Source organism: Microbacterium hydrocarbonoxydans, assembly GCF_000956475.1.
GTDB classification, from domain to species: Bacteria; Actinomycetota; Actinomycetes; order Actinomycetales; family Microbacteriaceae; genus Microbacterium; species Microbacterium hydrocarbonoxydans_A.
In genome coordinates this window covers 21,663-36,535 of record NZ_JYJB01000006.1, presented here as the reverse complement: position 1 = coordinate 36,535, position 14,873 = coordinate 21,663, and the positions used below count along the sequence as shown (strand labels likewise).

Below are 14,873 nucleotides of genomic sequence, written 5' to 3'. Positions count from 1 at the left end.
GGCAGCCGGCGATCGTCGTCCACACAGGAGGCCGCAGGTGACCACCTCTTCGACCGATCGTGCCGTGCCCGTCGCCAGGGCCACGCGCACCGGGCTCATCGCTCTGGCGGTGCCCCACCTCGAGGAGCCGTACTTCGCCGAGCTCGGCTCGCGGCTCGTTCGGGGTGCGGACGAGCGCGGCCTCGCGGTGCTGATCGTGCAGACCGAGGGCGACCACGCTCGCGAGATCGACGTCGCCAACGGGGTCGGCCTTCCTCCTGTCGACGGCCTCATCCACATCCCCCGATCGCTCACCGTCGCCGACCTCACGCGCCGCACGGCGCCGGGCCCGCTCGTGCTGCTCGGCGAGCACATCCAGGTGAGCCCGTTCACGCACATCACGATCGACAACCGCGCCGCCGCCCGCACGGCCACCGAGCATCTGCTGACGGTCGGATGCCGGAAGATCGCGTTCATCGGCCGACGCGACTCGCGGCCGTCGGATGCTGCGGACCGCCGCCATGCGGGATATCTCGAAGCCCTCGACGCGGCGGGCGTGCGGATCGACCCCGCCCTCACCGCGCAGGTCGACGCGTTCACGTCCGACGAGGGCGAGCGCGTTGCGGCGCAGGTCGTGTCATCGGTTCCCGATCTCGACGGCATCGTCTGCTCGAACGACTCCATCGCCCTCGGCGCCCTCGCGGCTCTCCACGCTGCCGGGCGGCGGGTGCCGGACGACGTCGCCGTGATCGGCATCGACGACATCAGGGCGGCGCGCTTCGCGGTGCCTGCGCTCAGCACGATCGCGCCCGATCACGAGCAGCTCGTGGATGCCGCCTTCACAGAGCTCGAGCGGCAGCTCACCTCTCCCCCCGGCGCCGATCTGCCGGTGCGGCACGTCACGGTCGGCGCCCGGCTCGTGCTCCGAGCGAGCACCGCGAGGCGATGAGCTCAGCCGATCGCGGCGAGGTGCAGTGCTCCGACGTGGGCGGCGAGCTGCTCGCGCGCCCCGGCGTCGAGGCCTTCGTCGGTGACCAGGCGGTCGATGTCGGTCAGGTCGGCGACGGTCGTGAGCCCGACCACGCCCCATCGGGTGTGATCGGCCAGCACCACGACTTCGCGGGCTGCGGCCATGAAGGCGCGGTTGGTCTCGGCCTCGAGCAGGTTCATGGTCGTGATGCCGGCCTGCACATCGAGACCGTGCGCGTCGATGAACACGAGATCGCAGTGCAGGTGCTCGAGCGCGCGCACCGCCACCGGGCCGACGAGGGAGCCTGCGGGGGTTCGCACGCCGCCGGTGAGCACCACGGTCTGGGTGTACGGCGCGTCGGCGCGCTCGGGCGGCGAGAAGAGATCGGAGACGGCGAGCGAGTTCGTCACGACGGTCAGCTCCGGCACGCGCACGAGTTCGCGGGCCAAGGCGAGAGAGGTGGGGCCGCCGGAGATGCCCACGGCCATGCCCTGCTCCACGAACGATGCGGCATGCGCGGCGATCGCGCGTCGCTCGGCGGTGGTGGCGGGAGCCGCCGCACTCGTGCGCGTCGCCGACGGCATCCGCACTCCTCCGCGCACCCGCTCGACGATCCCCTCGTCCGCGAGCAGCTCGATGTCGCGTCGCACGGTCATCACGCTCACCTGGAGAGCCGCCGCCAGATCGCCGATCGAGACGGTACCGCGTTCGCGCGTCAGCTCGAGCATGCGTTCGCGGCGCTCAGTGACCAGCACGCGCTCTCCTTCCGGTGGAGCCTCCAGTCTGCCACGCGCACGCACGCGCTCAGGTGCGATTCGCCGGTCCCCCACGTCGCTTCGCCACCGCACGACGCAGGCCACCCCGCACACCGTCCGGCACACAGAGAACAGGCCATCGCATGACGTTCGCCGCCCCTTTCGACAACTGGTTCCCCGACGCCGCCTTCGACGGCAGCTACGGCCACACGCTCGAGACGCTCCGGCAGGTGAAGCCCCTCGCGCCGCCTGCCGGCTTCGAGGAGCGCTGGCGGCGCTGGCGGTCCGAGACCGCGCAGCACGACGCCGCGGTCGCCGTGCTCTCGACTGCCTCGCGGTCGGGTCGCCAGATCTCGATCGTCGAGCACAGCGGTGCCGACGGCATCCGCCTTCGCGCCTGGTTCGTCTCCCCCGTGGCCGGGCGCACCGCGCGCATCGGCGTCGTGCACGGCCATGGCTACGGCGGGCGGGATGACATCGAGCTCGCCAGGGTGCCGGACGACGCCGCGGCGATCTTCCCCGTCGCACGGGGTCTGGGCTCGCTGAACGCCGGCGTCGGGGCGCCGGAGCCCAGGCCCGAGCACGTGCTGGCCGGCATCGGCGACCCGGAGACCTACGTGATCGGCCTGTGCGCACGCGATCTGTGGCTCGCCGCCGATGCCCTGATCGAACTCGCAGGTCACGTGCCGCTGTACTACGTCGGCGAGAGCTTCGGAGGAGGGATCGGTGCGCTCGCGGTGCCGTGGGACGACCGCTACGTCGGCGCCACGCTCATCGTCCCCACCTTCGGGCAGCATGACGAGCGCCTGTCGGTCGAGTGCCTGGGCAGCGGCGAGGATGTGCGTCGGCATGTCGCGACGCACCCCGTGGCGCGCGAGGTGCTGCGCTGGTTCGACACGTCCACGAGCATGCAGTTCGCCGATCTCCCGGTGCGCGTCGAGGCCGCGCTGTGGGATCAGTACGTGCCGCCGCAGGGGCAGTTCGCGGTGGCGTCAGCGGTGCGCGACCTCGATCTCGAGGTGCTGCCAGCCGGGCACGCGGAGTACCCGGGGCTGGATGCCGTGACCGCCGCCGCCGAGCGCGGCGGCCTCGCCCACCTCGAGCGGTCGCTCGCCGCCCGGTCAGTCGCCGCTCACCGCGCCTAACCGCCCACGACGCCTTCGAAGAGCCCGATGTGGTTGCCGTCGGGGTCGACGATCACAGCCCACCAGCTGCTGTCCGTGATCGGCTGCTTCCCCTGCGCGACGCTCGCCCCGGCATCCTGAGCCTTGGCGATCGTCTCGTCGATCGAGTCGACCTCGACGTACGAGCGCGGCTCGACGAAGCCCTCGCCTCGCGGCGCGAGCCCGCCGCCGGAGATGCCGTTGGGCGCCTGCCACATCGGATAGCCCTCGAAGCCGGGCATCTCCGCGATCTGCCAGCCGAACAGGCTCGAGTAGAACTCGGTCGCGGCTTTCATGTCGCTCACCGGGATGTCGATGTGCGTGATGTCTCCATGCGCCATGATGGACCCCTTTCGTCGTGCTCTTCGTCGTGCGGACGCGGCCAGTCTTCTCGCCCGACGAGACGACTTCAAGGGGGTGTGCTCACTCCGATGGGTGACCGACCACACCCTTGCGCAGCAGCGCGTTGCCGTACTTCCGGGTCTCGCCGGTGCGCACCATGAGATAGGCGCCCTCGGCGACCTCGTAGTAGGCGAAGCGCTCGACGAACCGGGTCGTGTCGAGCTCGGTGCCGGCAGCCTCCATCAGCTCGCGCTGCACCTCGAGCACATCGCCGTCGGCCGAGGTCATGAGGTCCACACCCGGCGCATCGTCCAGCGGCAGCACGGTGCGGATGGCCGCGACGACCTCGGGGGTCGTGGTGCCGGGCAGGTCGATGACGCGCTCGCCCAGCGCCCATGCAGGGAAGTGCGCGTCGGCGATCACGACCGCGTCGGAGTGCCCCATCCGATCGAGGTGCAGCAGAAGCTCACCGGTGAGCAGGGGGTGGATTCCTTCGAGCATGGGGCTCCATTCAGGGGATCAGGCCCTCGGCGGCGAGGGTCTGCCACAGAGACGCGGGGATGCTGACGGCAGCGTACTCGACGTTCTGCACGAGCTGCGCGGGGCGCGAGCCGCCGACCACCACCGAGCGCACCTCGTCCGCCTGTAAGGGGAACTGCAGCGCCGCCGCGGGCAGCGGCACGTCGTGATCGGCGCAGATGGCCGAGATCCGGACGAGACGGTCCCACAGCTCCTCGGGGAGCTGCCCGTACTCGTAGCGGCCGTCTCGTCGGGGCTCGGTCTGTGCGAGCAGCCCGGAGTTGAACACGGATGCCGCGACGATCCCGGTGCCCTTCTCCCGGCACGCCGGAAGCACCTCGGCCGCGGCGGGCTGCTCGAGCAGCGTGTACCGCCCCGCGACCATGATGAGGTCGAGAGCGGCCGTGCGCACGACGGCGGTGAGAGCATCCGTCACCATCGATCCGACGCCGATCAGCGCGATCTCGTCGTCGGCGCGCAGCCGCTCGAGTGCCGGCAGCGCCTCGGCGAGCGCGAGGTCGAGGTCGTGCCGCTCCGGATCGTGCAGGTAGAGCAGGTCGATCCTCTCGATGCCCAGGCGTTCGCGCGACTCGTCGAGAGACGAGCGGATGCCGTCGGCGGAGAAGTCCCAGACGCGCTGCAGGTCGTCGGGCACGTGGAAGTCGTTGGCGGTGTCGAGCCCGCCTGCCTCGTGATCGGGGTTCGGCCGCAGCAACCGACCGACCTTCGTGGAGAGGAAATACTCATCACGCGGCTTGGTCGCGAGGAACGCGCCCAGCCGGCGCTCCGAGAGGCCGAGCCCGTAGTGCGGTGCCGTGTCGAAATGGCGGATGCCGGCATCCCAGGCGGCGTCCAGCACCGCCCACGCCTCGTCATCCGTGAGCGGGCGGAACAGGTTTCCGAGGTTGGCTGCGCCGTAGCCGAGACGCGGAATGCTGCCGTCAGGCGAAGACATGCTGGCCCTTCCAGGTGTAGTCGGCGATGCTGCCCGCCTTCATCTCCATGCCGTTGCCCGGCGTCGACGGCGTCATGTACGAACCGCCGCGGATCACCGTCGGGGTGACGAAGTGCTCGTGCAGGTGATCGACGTACTCGATCATGCGCCCCTCGCGGCTGCCGCTCACGGCGACGAAGTCGAACATCGACAGGTGCTGAACAGCCTCGCAGAGCCCCACGCCGCCCGCGTGCGGGCACACCGGCACGCCGAACTTCGCCGCCAGCAGCAGGTTGGCGATGTTCTCGTTGACCCCGGCCACGCGCACCGCGTCGATCTGCATCACCTCGATCGCATGCGCCTGCAGGAGCTGCTTGAAGATCATCCGGTTCTGCGCGTGCTCGCCCGTAGCCACCCGGATCGGAGCGATCCCGCGGGCGATCTCGGCGTGCCCGAGGACGTCGTCGGGGCTGGTCGGCTCCTCCACCCAGGCGGGTCGGAACTCGGCGAGCGCCCGCACCCACTCGATCGCCTCCGACACCTCCCAGCGCTGATTCGCGTCGATCGCGATCGGGAAGTCGGGTCCGCACACCTCGCGTGCCTTGCGGAAGCGGCGGATGTCGTCGTCGAGGTCGGCGCCGACCTTGAGCTTGATCTGTGTGAACCCCTCCGCCATGGCCTCTCGTGCCAGTCGCTCGAGCTTCTCGTCGGAATAGCCGAGCCAGCCGGGGCTGGTGGTGTAGCCGGGGTAGCCGGTGGCGAGGAGCTGCTGCTCCCGCTCCGCGCGTCCGTTGTGTGCGGAGCGCAGGATCTCGAGCGCGTCCTGACGCGTGAGCGCGTTGGTGAGATAGCGGAAGTCGACGAGGTCGACGATCTCTTCGGGGGTCATTCCGGCGAGGAGCTGCCAGAGCGGAAGGCCCGCACGCTTCGCCTTGATGTCCCACAGCGTGTTGATGACCGCGCCGATCGCCATGTGCATGACCCCCTTCTCGGGGCCGAGCCAGCGCAGCTGGGAGTCTCCGATGAGCTCGCGGAACGTGCCGCCCATGTCGTCGAGCAGCGGCTCGAGCTCGCGGCCCACGAGGTGGCCCGCGAGCGCGTCGATGGCCGCCACCTGCACATCATTGCCGCGCCCGATCGTGAAGACGAACGCGTGACCGGCATCGCCGGCGTCGGTTCTGATGATCGCGTACGCCGCCGAGTAGTCGGGGTCGGGGTTCATCGCGTCGGAGCCGTCGAGGCTCAGCGACGTCGGGAAGCGGATGTCTGCGGTGTCGAGGGCGACGATGCGGCTCACGGGATTCCTCTCAGCGTCGGTTCGTAGCACCGACCTCTTGGAGCATAAACATCGGATGTCTATACTGTCAACGAGCCGGAGTAACGCGGCGGCGATCACTCGCCGCCCCTTCGGCATCCGCAGAGTGATCGAGGAGAAACATGAAGTTCGCGCGGCTGGGAGACCCAGGGGCCGAGATCCCCGTACTCGTCGACGGTGACCGCCACCTTGACCTGAGGTCGGTGACATCCGATGTAGACGGCGACTTCCTGGCGTCCGACTTCCGGGAGCGGGTCACCGCGGCACTCGACGCCGACGCACTGCCGGAGGTGCCGGATGCCGCCTCGCTGCGCATCGGCGCCCCGATCTCGCGCCCCAGCGCCGTGATCTGCATCGGACAGAACTACGCCGCTCATGCGCGCGAATCCGGCGCCGAGCCGCCGACCGTGCCGATCCTGTTCCTGAAGACCCCGAACACCGTCGTGGGGCCGAACGACGCCGTCACCATTCCGCGCGGCAGCGAGAAGACCGACTGGGAGGTCGAGCTCGGCGTCGTGATCGGCGCCCGCGCGGCATACCTCGACTCGCCGGAGGAGGCGGATGCGCACATCGCCGGGTACGTCGTCGCGAACGACGTCTCCGAGCGCACCTTCCAGATGGAGGTCTCGGGCGGGCAGTGGTCGAAGGGCAAGATCGCTCCCGGCTTCAATCCGACCGGCCCGTGGCTGGTCACCCCCGATGAGGTCGATGTGCAGAACCTGCGCCTGCGCAGCTGGGTGAACGGCGAGCCTCGCCAGGACTCCGACACCTCCGACATGATCTTCGACGTGCGCGTGATCGTGCATCATCTGTCGCAGTACGTGACCCTGGAACCGGGGGATCTGATCCTCACCGGCACACCGCAGGGCGTGGCGTTCGGAGGGAAGTTCCCGTACCTGAAGGCAGGCGACGTCGTGGATATCGAGATCGAGGGGCTCGGCCATCAGCGGCAGGAGTTCGTGGCATGGAAGGCACAGGCATGAGCAGCACGGTTTCGGACCCCGAGTCCCTGAGCCCGTCGAAGGGCCCCCTGGCCGGCATGGTCGCGATCGTCACCGGCGGAGCATCCGGAATCGGTGCAGCGGTCGCGCGCCGCCTGCACGCCGACGGCGCGCAGATCGCGGTGCTCGACCGGGACACGTCGGGAGCGGATGCCGCATTCGCCGCATTCACGGCCGATGTCTCCGACCGCGCCTCGGTCGACGAGGCGGTCGCAGCCGTCGCCGAGCGGTTCGGACGCATCGACATCGTCGTGAACAACGCGGGCATCGGCGCACAGGGCGACATCGCAGCCAACGATGACGACGAGTGGGCGCGCGTGCTCTCGATCAACGTCACAGGCATCGCGCGGGTGACCGCCGCGGCGCTCCCCTGGCTGCGGCGGTCCCCCGCGGCATCCGTCTGCAACACGGCGTCGATCGCGTCGACGACCGGGCTCCCCCAGCGCGCGCTGTACTCGGCCTCGAAGGGCGCCGTCTCCGCGCTGACCCGCGCGATGGCCGCCGATCATCTGCGCGAGGGCATCCGGGTGAACGCCGTCAACCCCGGCACCGCCGATACCCCGTGGGTCGGACGGCTGCTCGATTCGGCATCCGACCCCGCAGCCGAACGCGCAGCCCTCGAGGCACGCCAGCCGCACGGACGCCTGGTCAGCCCCGACGAGGTGGCCGCCGCCGTGGCCTACCTCGTCTCCCCCGCGTCAGGATCGACGACCGGCACGTTCATCGAGGTCGACGGAGGCATGGCGCAGCTGCGCCTGCGGCCCGAGTAGGTCGCCCGCGCCCGCCTCCCCCGCTCCCTCCTCACGCCCGCTCCCGTATGAATTTCTGTCGCGAATCAGCGAATCTCACGACAGAAATTCATACGGGAGCGCTTGGAGAGGGCTCCTTCGCAGCGGGTGTGGATAACCGGAGGCGTGGATGCGCGGGCGATGCCAGGATGAGCGGATGCCGTCGAGACGCCCCCTGCCGCCCGAACTCGGACGGGTGTTCAGCGTGCGCGCGGCGCTCGACGCCGGAGTGACGCCCGGCCGCCTGCGCGACGGCGGCCTCGACCGCCCCTTTCACGGAGTGCGATCGCGCCCGTTCCCCGCGCCTGGCGCACCGCAGGCGACGGAGCCGTCGGCGTATGACGTTCAGGCGCAAGCGCTTCGCGCCGCGGCCCGCGCCTATGCCCCGCGCATGCTTCCGCGCCAGTTCATCAGCCACCGTTCGGCGGCCGCGATGTGGCACGCACCCATGCCGCTACTGCGTGTTGATGACGACGAGGGGAAGATCGTGGGCGCTGCCGACATGCCACTCGACGTCAGCACCTTCGGCGACGGCCATCTGCCGCGACTGAAGGGGGTGAAGGCGCACCGAGCCCGGGCCCGCACATCGAGAGTGGTCCAGCTCGACGGCGTCCAGGTCTCCGACGCCGCGACCACCTGGGCCAGCCTCGGCGGCACGCTCTCGCTCATCGACACAGTGGCCCTCGGCGACTTCTTCTGCCGGGAATGGACGCCCGGGGCAGGGCGGCCGAACGTCGGCATGCGACCGATCGCGACCGTCGATGATCTCCAGCGCGCGACGGATGCCGGTCGAAGAGTCGGCGTCCGGCGTCTGCGCGAGGCCCTCTCGCTGATCCGCACCGGGTCGTGGTCTCCGCGAGAAAGCGCGGTGCGCTGCCACATCGTGTTCGCGGGACTGCCTGAGCCCGAGTTGAACGTCGACGTGTTCACCGCCGAGGGGCATTTCCTCGGGTGCGTCGACCTCGCCTACCCCGAGCTGAAGATCGCGATCGAGTACCAGAGCGTTCTGCACGCCTCTCGCTACTCGCAGGACGTCGAGCGGATCGCGGCTCTCCGCGCCGCCGGCTGGGAGGTGATCGAGGTCACCGCGACGCTCCTCGCCGACCCGGACGCGATGGTCGCCCTCATCCGCCGCGCGATCGCTCGCCGCCGCGCGACGCTGTGAACTCCCTCGGCTGAGTCATGCTCGTTCCCGTATGAGAATCTGTCGCAGATTCCGCGATTCGACGACAGATATTCATACGGGAACGACCAGGAACGCCGGCTCAGCCCTTCAGGCCCGAGTGGGCCAGGCCCTCGACGAACTGGCGCTGAGCCACGATGAACACGATCAGCATCGGCACCACCGTCATGGTCGCCGCAGCGAGTTGCGTGTTCCACATCTGCCCGCCGTAGGCGTCGGTGTACCGGGTCAGCGCCTGCGGCAGCGTGAACAGCTCCGGCGAGGTCAGATACACAGTCGGCTCGAGGTACAGGTTCCATGACGCCAGGAAGGTCAGGATCGCGACGGCCGACAGCGCCGGCTTCGACAGCGGCAGGCAGATCCGCCACCAGATCGCCGGCCGCCCCAGCCCGTCGATGCGGGCCGCCTCCTCCAGCTCCACCGGCAGCGACAGGAAGAACTGCCGCATGATGAACGTCGCGAGCACGCACGGCGCGGCGAGCGCGGTGACGAGGATCAGCGGCCAGTGGGTGTTGATCATCCCCCATTGCGTGAACATCTGAAAGAGCGGGACGATCGTCACCTCCCCCGGCACGAGCAGACCCACCAGCACCACGAGGAACAGTGCGTTGGCACCGCGGAACGGGATGCGCGCGAAGGCGTAGCCGGCGAGGCTCGAGACGACCATCACCACCGCCGTGACGATGACGGCGATGTACACGCTGTTGAAGTACTGCCTCGCGAAGGGCTGGAACGCGAAGGCCTCGGCGTAGGCCTCGAGCGTCGGATTCTCTGCGAACAGCGCGGGCGGCGAGCGGAAGATCTCGGCCAGCGGCTTGAACGACGAGGTGATCATCCAGATCGTCGGGATCGCGAAGGGCACCGCGAGCACGATCAGGCAGGCGATCAGGATCACCCGGCGGATGCGGTGACTCGCCGTCGCCCGTCGGCTCTCAGTCTTCATAGAACACCCACTTCCGTCGCAGCTGCCACTGCAGCAGCGTGAGCAGCATCACGAACGTCAGCAGCATGAGGGCGAGCGTCGAGCCGTAGCCGATGTCGTTGAACTCGAACGCCTGCTGGAACACGTAGTACACGAGCACCGTCGTCGACAGGCCGGGACCTCCCCCGGTGAGCACGGCGATATTCGCGAACGCCTGCAGCGCCCCGACGATCGTGATCACGGCCGTGAGCATGAGCGTGGGCGAGATCAGCGGCAGGGTGATGCGGAAGAAGATGCGACCGGGGCCGGCTCCATCGATGCGCGCCGCCTCGTAGAGCTCCGAGGGCACACCCTGGAGAGCGGCGAGGAAGAGCACCATGTTCACGCCCACGCTGCGGATCACCTGTGTGACGATGACGGAGATCATCGCGGTGTCTCCCGACAGCAGCCAGTTCGCTCCGTCGATCCCGAAGACGGCCAGCAGCGCGTTGATGCCTCCGTTGTCCTGCAGGAGGAAGCCCCAGACCAGCGTCCATGCGACAACCGACACGACCACCGGCGAGAAGAACACCGTGCGGAAGAAGGTGACGCCGCGGAACCGCCGGTTCAACAACACCGCAAGCCCGAGTCCGAGCGCGATGTTCAGCACCACGATGCCGAGTGAGAAGATCGCGGTCGCGCCGAGCACGGCGGGAAGCTGCGGGTCGCTCAGCAACGCGGCGTAGTTGTCTCCGCCGACGAAGGTCAGTTCGCCGCGGAAGATGTTCCACTCGTTGAGGCTGTACCAGACGCCCAGCCCCACAGGCACGAGCACGAACAGCACGACTCCCGCCAGCTGCGGCGCGATGAAGAGGTAGCCGGTGAGCTCATCGCGTCGCCTGGTGGTCCAGAACGGTCGCCGCTGGTCCCGAGGCGCCTGCGCGCCCCTGGTCTCGACGACCGTCTCGACAGCGGTCACTTCGACAGCAGTGGGGTGAGTGCGTCGCAGGTGGCTCCGAGCACGGCCTTCACATCGGCATCCGCCACCCACATCGCGTCGAGCGCGGTCTTGCCTGCCGCCTTGATCTCGGCGGGACCGGTGTGGTTCGGCAGCGTCACCGCGTCGGGCAGCCGGTCGACCACGACGCTCTGCAGCTGCTGGGCCGTGAGCTTCGGGTTGTTCTCGGCGAGCTTGTCACCCGTGAGCAGCGACTCACGGGGCGGCGGGAAGTACTGCGCGAGCTTCTCGGCGTTCTCGGGGTTCGTCAGGAACGCGAGGAAGTCGGTGGCCTCCTGCACGTGCGGGCTCGAGGCGAGCACTCCGACGCCGGCCTGGCCGATCACCGAGTAGTCACCCTCCGGCCCGCTGGGCAGCGGGATCACGTCGTACGCGAACGATCCATCGAGCAGGGCTGCACGCGACACCTGCGCCACCGTGAACGCGGCGTCGCCGGCGAAGAAGTCGGCCGTGGTACCGGGGCCGGGCATCGACTGGTCGACGAAGGCGGCGTCGTGCAGGAACGTGAAGGCGTCCACCATCTCGGGACTGTCCATGGTGCAGGTCGTGCCGTCGGCGCTCCACGCGCTCGCCCCCCAGCCCGTCCACACCGTGGCGAGCTGGCCCCAGTTGGCGTAGTCGAAGTCTCGGATCACGAAGCCGGCCTTGCCCGTGCCCTGATGCACCGCGGCACCCAGCTCGCTGATCTTCTCCCAGGTGACCTCGTCGTCGAGCGCGACGCCGGCCTGCGCCAGAAGGTCCTTGTTCACGTAGAGCGCGAAGGGCGAGTTCGAGAACGGATACGCGTACAGCTCGTCGTCCGCGCTGAACTCGGCGGTGACGCTGCCGAGCAGATCGTCATACCCCCAGCCCTTGGTGTCCTTCAGCGCCTCGGTCAGCGGAACGAGCGCGTCGGCGTCGATGAGATCGCGCGACAGATCGCCCATCCATGCGAGGTCTGGCGCGTTGCCGCCCGCGATCTGCGTGGTCAGCGTGGTGTTGTAATCCGCGAACGGCAGCGACTCGTAGGTGATGTCGCCGATCTCGGGGTGGTCGGCCTTGTACGCCTCCGCGATCGCGTCGAACAGCGCGAGCTGATCCTCGTTCGAGGTCCACACCGACATGCGCAGGTCGACGCTGCCGGGTGCGGCCGTGGTCTCGACGGGTTCGGGAGCGGATGCTGCGCACCCGGCCAGAGCCAGGCCCATCGCGGTGACCGCGGCCACCGCACCCAGCTTCTTTGCTGATGTCATGCTCTTCTCTTCTCTAGTAGCCGATGATCTCGGGCCAGTGGATCTCGATGCCCGACTCGACGAGTCGGGCCTGGAATTCGCCGACGAGCTCGTCGTCGTCGGCGACCAGGGCGGGTTCGATCGAGCGCTCGACGCAGAACGCCGCGAGCTCGCCGGCCGATTCGCCGATGTTCCATTCGACGGGGTGCAGCCGGTAGGCGCCGTTGGTGATGTGGGTGGTGCCGATGTTCTTCGCGGCGGGGAGCAGGTTGCGCATCCGCACGGGGATCAGCGCGCCGAGCGGGATCTCGAACGGCGCGCACTCGACGTCGATGTAGTTGTCGCCGCCGGTGGAGGGGTGGATGTCGATGCGGTACATGCCGACGCCGACGGTGTCGTCGAACGTCGCAGGCCCTCCATGCCCACGCAGGCGCACGGAGATGTCCTGCTCGACGATCGTGCGCCGGGCGACGATGCGCCGGGACTCGCGGATGTACGGCGCCTGAGCGAAGCCGTCGTCTGTGCCTGCGATGTCGGGTCGCAGACGCAGCCCCGGGAACCCGGTTCCGCCGTCCGGGCGGGGCGCCTCGGTCTGCAGCCAGTACACGTAGGAGCGGGCCAGGTCCTTGGCTCCGGCGAGGTGGGCCCCGGCATCCGGGACGTCGATGATGGAGCCGTCGAGGTAGTCGAGCATCGGCCAGTTCGCCACCACCACGTCGCTGTCGAGAAACCCCGGGCGGAAGTTCTCTCTCGCGAGGATGCGGCGGAACTCCCACAGGTCGCGATCGCCGGCATCCGTGCGCTGGTCGGATGCCCCTCGTTCGACGAGCGGCGGGTTCACGTGCATGGTGCGGACGACGGGCTCCAGGGTGCGTGGATCCGGCGCGGTGAACGAGAGCAGCGGCGCACCCCAGAAATCGGGCTCCATCCGCCGGAAGCGCTCGTACTCGGCCGGGCGCTCGACCGTGTGGTCGGCGCCTTCGTCGTGATCGAACGCGAAGCACCACGTGATCGCCTGCACGTTTCGCGGGTCGGCGATCTCGGCCGCGCTCGGCTCGCCGGTGTCGGCCCGCGACTCGGCGCCGACCACGTACTCGGTGCCCGTGAGCGGGAGCAGATCGCCGGTCTCGGTGGCGTCGAGGACGAAGGATGCGGTGATCTCCCGCCTCACGCCGTCATGGTCGACGGCCACCGACGTGACGGTGTCGCCGTCGACCGAGGCTGCGACCGGGATCGCAGGCTGCAGCACCGTCAGGCGGCCGCCGGCCCGGTACGGCGCGAGCATCGCCTCGATCACGGCGACCGCCACGCGCGGCTCGTGGCAGAGCCGGCTGACCCTGCCAAGGCCGGGGTTGAGGTGACGGGCGGCGCGAGCGCTCTCGGTGAGCGGGTAGTGCTCGCGGTAATAGTCGCGGATGCCGTCGCGAAGAGCGCGATACGACGCCGTGATGCCGAACTGCTCGACCCAGTACGCCTCATCGGGAGGCACGATCTGCGAGGTCAGCTGCCCGCCGAGCCACGCGTACTGCTCGGTGAGCACGACGCGACGGCCGCGGCGGAGTGCGGCGAGCGCGGCCGCGACACCCCCGAGCCCGCCGCCGACGATCAGCACGTCGGTCTCGATGTCCGTCATCTGCGCACCTCGTGCAGGGTCGCGCCGTCGACGACCTCGCCGGCGAGAAGCACCTGCTTCTGCAGATCGGCGCTCTCTGCGGGGTCGGCGAGCACGATGTCCTGCAGCAGCGACAGGGCCCGCGAGGCGACCGCCTCTCGGCGCAGATCGAATCCGCTCAGCGGCGCGGATCCGATCGAGTGCCCGGCGACGTCGGCCAGGGCGACGTAGCTGAACGACGTCTGCGCAGCGGCGCTCGCCAGAGCGGCTGCGGCCGCCTCGGTGAGGAAGGAGTCCTCGGCGATCACGGCGGTGACATCCGCCTCGACGACCCGTCGGGCGATCGCGTCGGCGTCGAGTCCGCTGACGTCGACGGAGGTGACGGCGATGCGCAGCCCCGATGCCGACTGGGCGATTCCTGAGCGGCGATCGGCGGCCGCCGGCGCGATCGTGCCGTGGTGCAGGTAGATCGCCCGCTCGTGCCCGAGCTCGTCGAGCCGGCGGATGATCCGGCCCGTGAGCGAGAGGTAGTCGATTCCGACGTAGGGCACGTCCGGCTCGTCTCGACGCCCGATCGCGACGAAGGGGAAGTCCTCGGCGACCAGGCGCGCGAGCTCTGCGCTGTTCATCTGCTGTCCGAGGAGAAGGCAGCCGTCGGCCAGACGGAACCGCGTGTTCTTGTGGAAGAGGCTTCGAGAGCCGTCGACGAGAGGAGACGCCGTGAAGAACAGCAGATCGCAGCTCAGCCGCTCGGCGGCGCGCTCGATGCCGTTGAGGAGCGGGCCGTAGAAGTCCATGCTCTCGGCGGAGAGTGCCGGTTCGTACGTGAAGATGCCGAGGATCTTGTTGTCGAGGCCCGCGAGGCGGCGGGCGGCGGGGTCCGCGACGTAGGTGGTCTGCTCGATCGCCCGCATGACCCGCGCCCTCGTGGCCTCGGGGATGCGGACGTTGGAGTAGTCCTTGTCGTTCAGCACCATCGACACGGTCGCCTGGCTCACGCCGGCGATCTTCGCGATCTCACGCTGAGTGACTCGCCCGTTCTTGTTCGTCGTCATCGACCTCTCCTGATAGTTCGGATTATCAGAATCCGAAACTGACCATAACAGACCATGGCGGATCCGTGTCAAACACTTGTGCACCAAATGCCCTGGGGTGCATAGTGCTCTGATAATCCCTATCATC

Annotated in this window: 15 protein-coding genes; 5 read left to right on the top strand and 10 right to left on the bottom strand. The window is 69.2% G+C overall.

The window, feature by feature from the left end; translation table 11 throughout:
- Positions 1-37: 37 nt before the first annotated feature.
- The gene (locus RS84_RS03910) at positions 38-928 is read left to right on the top strand and encodes a LacI family DNA-binding transcriptional regulator (protein WP_235281381.1); all 891 of its coding nucleotides are present in this window, start codon (positions 38-40) and stop codon (positions 926-928) included.
- A 2-nt stretch (positions 929-930) separates the two neighbouring features.
- Here RS84_RS03910 and RS84_RS03905 read toward each other — a convergent pair whose 3' ends face one another.
- Positions 931-1,704, bottom strand: coding sequence for a DeoR/GlpR family DNA-binding transcription regulator (locus RS84_RS03905; protein ID WP_045256464.1), 774 nt, complete (start codon positions 1,702-1,704; stop codon positions 931-933).
- 143 nt (positions 1,705-1,847) lie between these two features.
- On the opposite strand from RS84_RS03905, the gene RS84_RS03900 reads away from it, so the two are divergent.
- The gene (locus RS84_RS03900) at positions 1,848-2,849 is read left to right on the top strand and encodes an acetylxylan esterase (protein ID WP_045256463.1); all 1,002 of its coding nucleotides are present in this window, start codon (positions 1,848-1,850) and stop codon (positions 2,847-2,849) included.
- Here RS84_RS03900 and RS84_RS03895 read toward each other — a convergent pair.
- The 4 genes from RS84_RS03895 to RS84_RS03880 all read right to left on the bottom strand — a co-directional run bounded on the left by RS84_RS03895 (position 2,846) and on the right by RS84_RS03880 (position 5,959).
- The gene (locus RS84_RS03895; protein ID WP_045256462.1) at positions 2,846-3,208 is read right to left on the bottom strand and encodes a VOC family protein; all 363 of its coding nucleotides are present in this window, start codon (positions 3,206-3,208) and stop codon (positions 2,846-2,848) included. The genes RS84_RS03900 and RS84_RS03895 overlap by 4 nt on opposite strands.
- Before the next feature lie 82 nt (positions 3,209-3,290).
- A complete protein-coding gene (locus RS84_RS03890) occupies positions 3,291-3,710 on the bottom strand; it encodes an RbsD/FucU family protein (RefSeq protein ID WP_045256461.1) in 420 nt (139 codons plus the stop codon).
- A gap of 10 nt (positions 3,711-3,720) precedes the next feature.
- On the bottom strand, positions 3,721-4,683 hold the full coding sequence (locus RS84_RS03885) for an aldo/keto reductase (protein WP_045256460.1): 963 nt from the start codon (positions 4,681-4,683) through the stop codon (positions 3,721-3,723).
- Entirely contained in the window at positions 4,670-5,959 is a 1,290-nt protein-coding gene (locus RS84_RS03880) for an L-fuconate dehydratase (protein WP_045256459.1), read from the bottom strand. Before RS84_RS03880 ends, RS84_RS03885 begins: the two co-directional genes overlap by 14 nt.
- Before the next feature lie 140 nt (positions 5,960-6,099).
- On the opposite strand from RS84_RS03880, the gene RS84_RS03875 reads away from it, so the two are divergent.
- The 3 genes from RS84_RS03875 (at position 6,100) to RS84_RS03865 (ending at position 8,931) form a co-directional block, all read left to right on the top strand.
- Complete coding sequence (locus tag RS84_RS03875; protein ID WP_045256458.1) at positions 6,100-6,960, top strand: fumarylacetoacetate hydrolase family protein; 861 nt, start codon at positions 6,100-6,102, stop codon at positions 6,958-6,960.
- Positions 6,957-7,748: an SDR family NAD(P)-dependent oxidoreductase gene (locus RS84_RS03870; RefSeq protein ID WP_045256457.1), complete on the top strand. Its 792-nt coding sequence runs from the start codon at positions 6,957-6,959 to the stop codon at positions 7,746-7,748. Before RS84_RS03875 ends, RS84_RS03870 begins: the two co-directional genes overlap by 4 nt.
- A gap of 175 nt (positions 7,749-7,923) precedes the next feature.
- Complete coding sequence (locus RS84_RS03865; protein ID WP_052676200.1) at positions 7,924-8,931, top strand: hypothetical protein; 1,008 nt, start codon at positions 7,924-7,926, stop codon at positions 8,929-8,931.
- A gap of 100 nt (positions 8,932-9,031) precedes the next feature.
- On the opposite strand, the gene RS84_RS03860 is transcribed toward RS84_RS03865, so the two are convergent.
- From RS84_RS03860 to RS84_RS03840, 5 genes are read right to left on the bottom strand one after another with little or no spacing between them, the layout of a single operon-like run.
- Positions 9,032-9,892 (bottom strand): carbohydrate ABC transporter permease, encoded by an 861-nt coding sequence (locus tag RS84_RS03860; protein WP_045256456.1) that lies wholly within the window; start codon positions 9,890-9,892, stop codon positions 9,032-9,034.
- Entirely contained in the window at positions 9,882-10,829 is a 948-nt protein-coding gene (locus RS84_RS03855; RefSeq protein WP_045256455.1) for a carbohydrate ABC transporter permease, read from the bottom strand. The genes RS84_RS03860 and RS84_RS03855 overlap by 11 nt, the downstream gene beginning before the upstream one ends.
- On the bottom strand, positions 10,826-12,100 hold the full coding sequence (locus RS84_RS03850; protein WP_045256454.1) for an ABC transporter substrate-binding protein: 1,275 nt from the start codon (positions 12,098-12,100) through the stop codon (positions 10,826-10,828). The genes RS84_RS03855 and RS84_RS03850 overlap by 4 nt, the downstream gene beginning before the upstream one ends.
- A 13-nt stretch (positions 12,101-12,113) precedes the next feature.
- Positions 12,114-13,712 (bottom strand): FAD-dependent oxidoreductase, encoded by a 1,599-nt coding sequence (locus RS84_RS03845; protein ID WP_045256453.1) that lies wholly within the window; start codon positions 13,710-13,712, stop codon positions 12,114-12,116.
- A complete protein-coding gene (locus tag RS84_RS03840; RefSeq protein ID WP_045256452.1) occupies positions 13,709-14,746 on the bottom strand; it encodes a LacI family DNA-binding transcriptional regulator in 1,038 nt (345 codons plus the stop codon). Before RS84_RS03840 ends, RS84_RS03845 begins: the two co-directional genes overlap by 4 nt.
- Between the last annotated feature and the right edge of the window lie 127 nt (positions 14,747-14,873).